The 5855-nt window shown below is 64.4% G+C and carries 7 protein-coding genes; 6 read left to right on the plus strand and 1 reads right to left on the minus strand.

Translation table 11 applies throughout. From position 1 onward, the window contains the following. Nucleotides 1-202, minus strand: a 202-nt coding sequence (locus tag VGH54_RS06125; RefSeq protein ID WP_331511047.1) for a class I SAM-dependent methyltransferase, incomplete at its 3' end; no start/stop codon positions are given. On the opposite strand from VGH54_RS06125, the gene VGH54_RS06130 reads away from it, so the two are divergent. The 6 genes from VGH54_RS06130 to VGH54_RS06155 form a co-directional block, all read left to right on the plus strand. Next, nucleotides 201-1088, plus strand: coding sequence for a type 1 glutamine amidotransferase domain-containing protein (locus VGH54_RS06130; protein ID WP_331511048.1), 888 nt, complete (start codon nt 201-203; stop codon nt 1086-1088). The two genes, VGH54_RS06125 and VGH54_RS06130, sit on opposite strands and share 2 nt — an antisense overlap. 202 nt (nt 1089-1290) lie before the next feature. Next, nucleotides 1291-2616, plus strand: coding sequence for a preprotein translocase subunit SecY (gene secY / locus VGH54_RS06135; protein ID WP_331511049.1), 1326 nt, complete (start codon nt 1291-1293; stop codon nt 2614-2616). Continuing rightward, nucleotides 2613-3158: an adenylate kinase gene (locus VGH54_RS06140; protein ID WP_331511050.1), complete on the plus strand. Its 546-nt coding sequence runs from the start codon at nt 2613-2615 to the stop codon at nt 3156-3158. Before secY ends, VGH54_RS06140 begins: the two co-directional genes overlap by 4 nt. A gap of 2 nt (nt 3159-3160) precedes the next feature. Next, entirely contained in the window at nt 3161-3961 is an 801-nt protein-coding gene (gene map, locus VGH54_RS06145) for a type I methionyl aminopeptidase (protein WP_331511051.1), read from the plus strand. Between the two features lie 64 nt (nt 3962-4025). Beyond that, a complete protein-coding gene (locus tag VGH54_RS06150) occupies nt 4026-4550 on the plus strand; it encodes a sigma-70 family RNA polymerase sigma factor (RefSeq protein WP_331511053.1) in 525 nt (174 codons plus the stop codon). Further along, the coding region (locus VGH54_RS06155) for a carotenoid oxygenase family protein (RefSeq protein WP_331511052.1) at nt 4547-5855 on the plus strand (1309 nt) is incomplete at its 3' end. The genes VGH54_RS06150 and VGH54_RS06155, both read left to right, overlap by 4 nt.

Genomic DNA, 5855 nt, shown 5'->3' on the forward strand with positions numbered 1-5855 from the left:
CGGCGTCGGCCGGAGCGATGTCCCCGTCGACCACCCGCGTGTAGAAATCAATGCCCACCGCTCGCACCAGGGGAGCGGCGAACGGGTCACTAATGATCGCGTCGATGTCCTCGGAGGCCAGCGCACGGGCCGCCGCGACCATCGTTGCCGTGGCGCCCACGCTCGAGGCCAGATCCCAACTGTCGGTATCACTGCGCGTCATGATCACCCCTCCGTCAACACTCAGCTGTAGTCCTTTGATATTTAGCCAAGGTAAAGAGCCAATGAAACCTTACGCCACGTCGCTGTGTGCCAATTATGTGACGCGGCGGACGGTCCTTCAGCCGTTGCCGCCGTGGCCGGGCAACCGTAAGCTTTTGCGTTTCCAGGTGTGCCGGCGCTCGATTGGGGTTGTGGTGGCCAAAGTCCTGTTCGTCATGACGGCGACAAGCTTTTGGATGCTCAAGGACGGCACCAGACACCCGACCGGTTACTGGGCCGAAGAATTCGCGGCGCCCTACAGCGCGCTCACCGAGGCCGGCCATGACATCGTCGTGTCGACCCCCGGGGGCGTGGTGCCCTATGTCGACGTCATGAGTTTGCGCCCCTCGATGGCCGGCAGCGTGGAGATTGCCGGGCAGCTCGAGGAGGTCCTGCGCTCCGCAGAAGAACTACGCCAACCATTGCAGCTGGCGACCATCCGCCTGGACGACTATGACGCCGTGTATTACCCGGGCGGGCACGGGCCGATGCAGGACCTGTGGCAAGACGCCGATTCGGGGCGTTTGCTCGCGGCGGCGCTGGCGTCAGGTAAGCCCCTGGCGATCGTGTGTCATGCGCCGGTCGCGATGCTTGCCACCCGCCGCAACGGCGTCTCGCCCTTCGCCGGCTATCGCGTCGCCGCGTACACCAACGACGAAGAGGACGCCGTCGGATTGCGCGAGAAGGCCCCGTGGACGGCGGAGGATGAGCTCATCAAGTTAGGGGTCGATTTCGTTCGCGGCGAAATGTGGAAGCCGTTCACGGTCGTAGACCGCAACCTCTACACCGGCCAGAATCCCGCCTCCGCCGCGCCGCTGGCCAAGGAGCTGCTGAAAGTTCTGCCCTAAGCCGGCCTGCGCCGTCTGTGCCGCGCGACGGGCCGGAGGCGATCGATGCGCTGTTAGTCTCGTAGACTGTCTGACGCGCGCGCCTGAACACGTCCTGGCCTGCATGTGCTCGGCGCGACGCAGGACCATGCAGGACATTCAGTGCTGGATACGCCAGCCAGTAGGCACGCCGCGAACAGAGACCGGCTGCGCAGGAGGAAGAGTGCTTTCGGCTTTCATCTCATCGCTGCGAACAGTCGACCTGAGACGGAAGATCCTGTTCACCCTGGGCATCGTTGTGCTCTATCGCTTGGGTGCGACGGTGCCGTCGCCCGGCGTGAACTACCCCAACGTGCAGAAGTGCATCGCGCAGATCAGCGGTGGGGACTCGGCGCAGATCTACTCGCTGATCAACTTGTTCTCCGGTGGCGCGCTGTTGCAGCTGACCGTGTTCGCGGTCGGCGTGATGCCCTACATCACCGCGAGCATCATCGTGCAGCTGCTCACTGTGGTCATTCCGCGGTTTGAAGAGCTGCGAAAAGAAGGCCAGGCGGGCCAGGCCAAGATGACGCAGTACACGCGCTATCTGGCGATCGCGCTGGCCATCCTGCAGGCCACCAGCATCGTGGCGCTGGCAGCCAACGGCGGCCTGCTGCAGGGGTGCAGCCTGGACATCATCGCCAACCAGAGCATCTTCTCCCTGGTCGTCATCGTGCTGGTGATGACCGCGGGCGCGGCGCTGGTGATGTGGATGGGTGAGCTGATCACCGAGCGCGGCATCGGTAACGGCATGTCGATGCTGATCTTCGCGGGTATCGCCGCCCGAATCCCGGGCGAAGGCAAGAGCATCCTGGACAGCCGCGGCGGGGTGGTGTTCGCCACGGTCGTGGTAGCCGCGCTGATCATCGTCGTCGGCGTGGTGTTCGTCGAGCAGGGCCAACGCCGCATCCCGGTCCAGTACGCAAAGCGCATGGTGGGCCGGCGGATGTACGGCGGAAGCTCGACCTATCTGCCGTTGAAGGTCAACCAGGCCGGTGTTATCCCGGTGATCTTCGCGTCGTCATTGATCTACATCCCGCACCTGATCACCCAGTTGGTCCGAAGCAGCAGCGGTGGCGTGGGGAACAGCTGGTGGGACAAGTTCGTCGGCAACTATTTGTCGAACCCCGCCAGCCCGGTCTACATCGGTATCTACTTCGGGCTGATCATCTTCTTCACGTATTTCTACGTCTCGATCACGTTCAACCCCGACGAGCGTGCTGACGAAATGAAGAAGTTCGGTGGCTTCATCCCCGGTATTCGGCCGGGCAAACCGACCGCCGACTACCTGCGCTACGTGCTGAGCAGAATCACCCTGCCGGGGTCGATCTACCTCGGTGTCATCGCGGTGCTGCCCAACCTGTTCCTGAAGATCGGTAGCACCGGGACCGTGCAGAACTTGCCGTTCGGCGGCACTGCGGTTTTGATCATGATTGGTGTCGGCTTGGATACCGTCAAACAGATCGAAAGTCAGCTCATGCAACGCAATTACGAAGGGTTCCTCAAGTGAGAGTTGTGTTGCTGGGGCCGCCCGGAGCGGGCAAGGGTACGCAGGCCGTGCAGTTGGCCGAGAAGCTCGAGGTACCGCACCTGTCCACCGGTGACCTTTTCCGGGAAAACATCGGCAACGGCACCAAGCTGGGTTTGGAAGCCAAGCGCTACTTGGACGCCGGCGATCTGGTTCCGTCCGAGTTGACCAACGAGCTCGTCGACGACCGTCTGAGCAAACCGGACACCGACGCCGGTTTCATCCTCGACGGTTACCCGCGCTCGGTGCAGCAGGCCAAAGCGCTGGACGACATGCTCGAGCGCCGCGGAACCGCGCTTGACGCCGTGCTGGAGTTCCGGGTGCCCGAGGACGTCTTGTTCGAGCGGCTCCGATCGCGTGGCCGCGCCGACGACACCGACGACGTGATCCACAACCGGATGAACGTCTACCGCGACGAAACCGCGCCGCTGATCGAGTACTACACCAACGAGCTGAAAACCGTGGACGCCGTCGGCTCCGTGGACGAGGTGTTCGGCCGCGCGCTGAAGGCTCTCGGGAAGTAACGGTGATCGGCCTGGCCGGCCTCCGTAGCCGCAAAGTGGTACCGCAACGCAGCGCCGCTGAACTCGACGCGATGGCCGCCGCCGGGGCCGTGGTCGCCGCCGCGCTGAACGCGGTGCGCCAGGCCGCAGTTCCCGGGGTTTCGACGCACGAACTCGACCAGATCGCCGAATCGGTGATCCGTGACGCCGGCGCCACGCCGTCGTTCCTCGGCTACCATGGCTATCCGGCGTCGATCTGCTCCTCGGTCAATGACCGCGTCGTGCACGGCATCCCGTCGGCCAGTGAGAAGCTCGCTGCCGGCGACCTGGTCTCCATCGATTGCGGGGCAATCCTGGCGGGCTGGCACGGGGATGCCGCGATCACGTTCGGTGTCGGCCAGATCATCCCTGCCGACGAACTGCTGTCGCGGGCGACCAAGGAGTCGATGGAGGCCGGGATCGCGGCGATGATTCCCGGCAACCGGCTGTTCGACGTGTCGCACGCCATCGAAACCGCCACACATGCGGCCGAGGCCCGTTACGGGCGCAAGTTCGGGATCGTCGAGGGCTACGGCGGACACGGCATCGGCAGGCAGATGCACATGGATCCGTTCTTGCCCAACGAGGGATCCCCTGGCCGCGGCCCCCTGCTTGCCGCCGGATCGGTGCTGGCGATCGAGCCGATGCTGACCCTGGGAACACGCAAAACCACGGTGCTCGACGACGAGTGGACGGTCGCTACCGCCGACGGCTCGCGTGCCGCACACTGGGAGCACACCGTCGCTGCGACCGAGGACGGACCACGCATTTTGACCCTCGGCTAACTTCGTCCCCGGACCGGGTGAACCGAACGGACACCTAGACCGTGTCATCACCGAGAGGCTGGTGATGGACATACCGGGCACCGGCGCGGAAGCGATTGCTCTGAAGCGGCTGTGCGACCAACACGCCGCCGCTTTATGGCGTTATGCGTGGCGGTTGACCGGTGATCACGCCCATGCTGAGGACGTGGTGCAAGAGACCTTGCTCCGGGCGTGGCAACACCCGCACGTCTTCAACAACGGGCAGTCCCCGCGCGGCTGGCTGTTCACCGTTGCCAGAAACATGGTCATCGACGACCGGCGCAGCGCCCGATTCCGCCATGAGGTCATTCCGTCGGACGGCAAGGGCCCGCCGGAACCGGCAGGACCTGATGAGTCGACCGGGGCGCTGAACCGAGCATTGATCGGCGACGCGATGGCGCAACTGTCCGCAGAACACCGGGCGGTGGTTGGCCGGTCCTACTACCAGGGCTGGACGACCGCCCAGATCGCCGCCGATCTGGGGATCGCTGAGGGCACGGTCAAGTCGCGGCTGCATTACGCGCTGCGAGGACTTCGCCAGGCACTGGTGGAGATGGGTGTGACGCAATGACGGAATCGCGGAACGGCAACGTGCCGCAGGGCGGGCACGAATACGAGACGTGGGACGCCGCCTACGTGCTGGATGCGCTGTCGGATACCGACCGGCGCGAATTCGAGATGCACATGGCCGGCTGCAGTTCATGCCGGCAAGCAGTGGCAGAGTTCGAGGTCATCGCGCCGATGCTGTCGATGCTCGACGAGGAGCCCGCCCCGGTGCCGCCATGCCCCGATCTGCTGCCTTCGCTGCTGGCGAAGGCCGACCAGCGGTTGGCCGCGAACCAAGTGGAGCTTGCGCCGGCGCTGGTGACGTCGACGGCGGTGGCGGCGGAGACGGTTTTCCCGGTGTTCCGCACCGGCAATTATGCCCCTGTCCACGACGAGCTGACCGAATTCGATCTGCCGGTCGAGGGCCGCATTCCCGCCGAGCTGAACGGCTGGTACCTGCGCAACGGCCCCAATCCGCGTACCGGCCAAGGCCATTGGTGTGTCGGCGACGGCATGGTCCACGGAATCCGGTTGGAAAATGGTCGCGCCGCCTGGTATCGCAACCGCTGGGTGCGTACCGAGAGCTTCGAGCATCCCGTCCCGCTCTACGGCGACGACGGCAGCCGGAATCTGCACTCCAGCATTGCCAATACCCATGTCGTGCGCCATGCCGGCAAGACGCTCGCCCTGATGGAATTCTCGCTGCCCTACGAAATCAGCAATGACTTGAAAACGCTGGGCGCCTACGATTTCGGCGGCATGCTGGCCGACTCGATGACCGCGCATCCCAAGATCTGCCCGACCACCGGCGAATTGCATTTCTTTGGGTCCGGCAACATCCTTGAACCGCACGTCAGCTATCACCGCGCCGATGCCGACGGGCGGTTGACGATCAGTCGCCCCATCGACGTGCCCGCGCTGACATTGATGCACGACTTCGCGTTGACCGCCGAACATGTCGTTTTCCTGGATTTGCCGCTGCTGTTCAACCTGAACGTTGCGCTCACCGGTTCCTTCGAACGGGATTTACCGTACCGCTGGGACGACCAGTACCGGGCCCGTCTCGGTGTGCTGCGCCGCGACGACCCCTACGGCCAGCTGCGGTGGTTCGACATCGATCCGTGCTTCGTCTTCCACGTCGTCAACGCCCATGACGTGACGTCGCCCGGCGGGAACGCCATCGTGCTGGAGGTGCTCCGGTATGACGAAATGTGGCGGAATAACAGTGAATTCGGGACCGACGCGGCGTTGTGGCGGTGGACGATCGACCTGGACACCGGGCTGGTCCAAGAGAGTCAGCTCGACGACCGCGGCGTCGAATTCCCGCGGA

It is taken from the genome of Mycobacterium sp. (assembly GCF_036488105.1).
Classification (GTDB): Bacteria; Actinomycetota; Actinomycetes; order Mycobacteriales; family Mycobacteriaceae; genus Mycobacterium.

Bases quoted from the DNA above. Each gene is read 5' to 3' on its own strand.
- VGH54_RS06130 (WP_331511048.1), top strand. From the start codon at position 201: ATGATCACCCCTCCGTCAACACTCAGCTGTAGTCCTTTGATATTTAGC.
- VGH54_RS06150 (WP_331511053.1), top strand. From the start codon at position 4,026: ATGGACATACCGGGCACCGGCGCGGAAGCGATTGCTCTGAAGCGGCTG.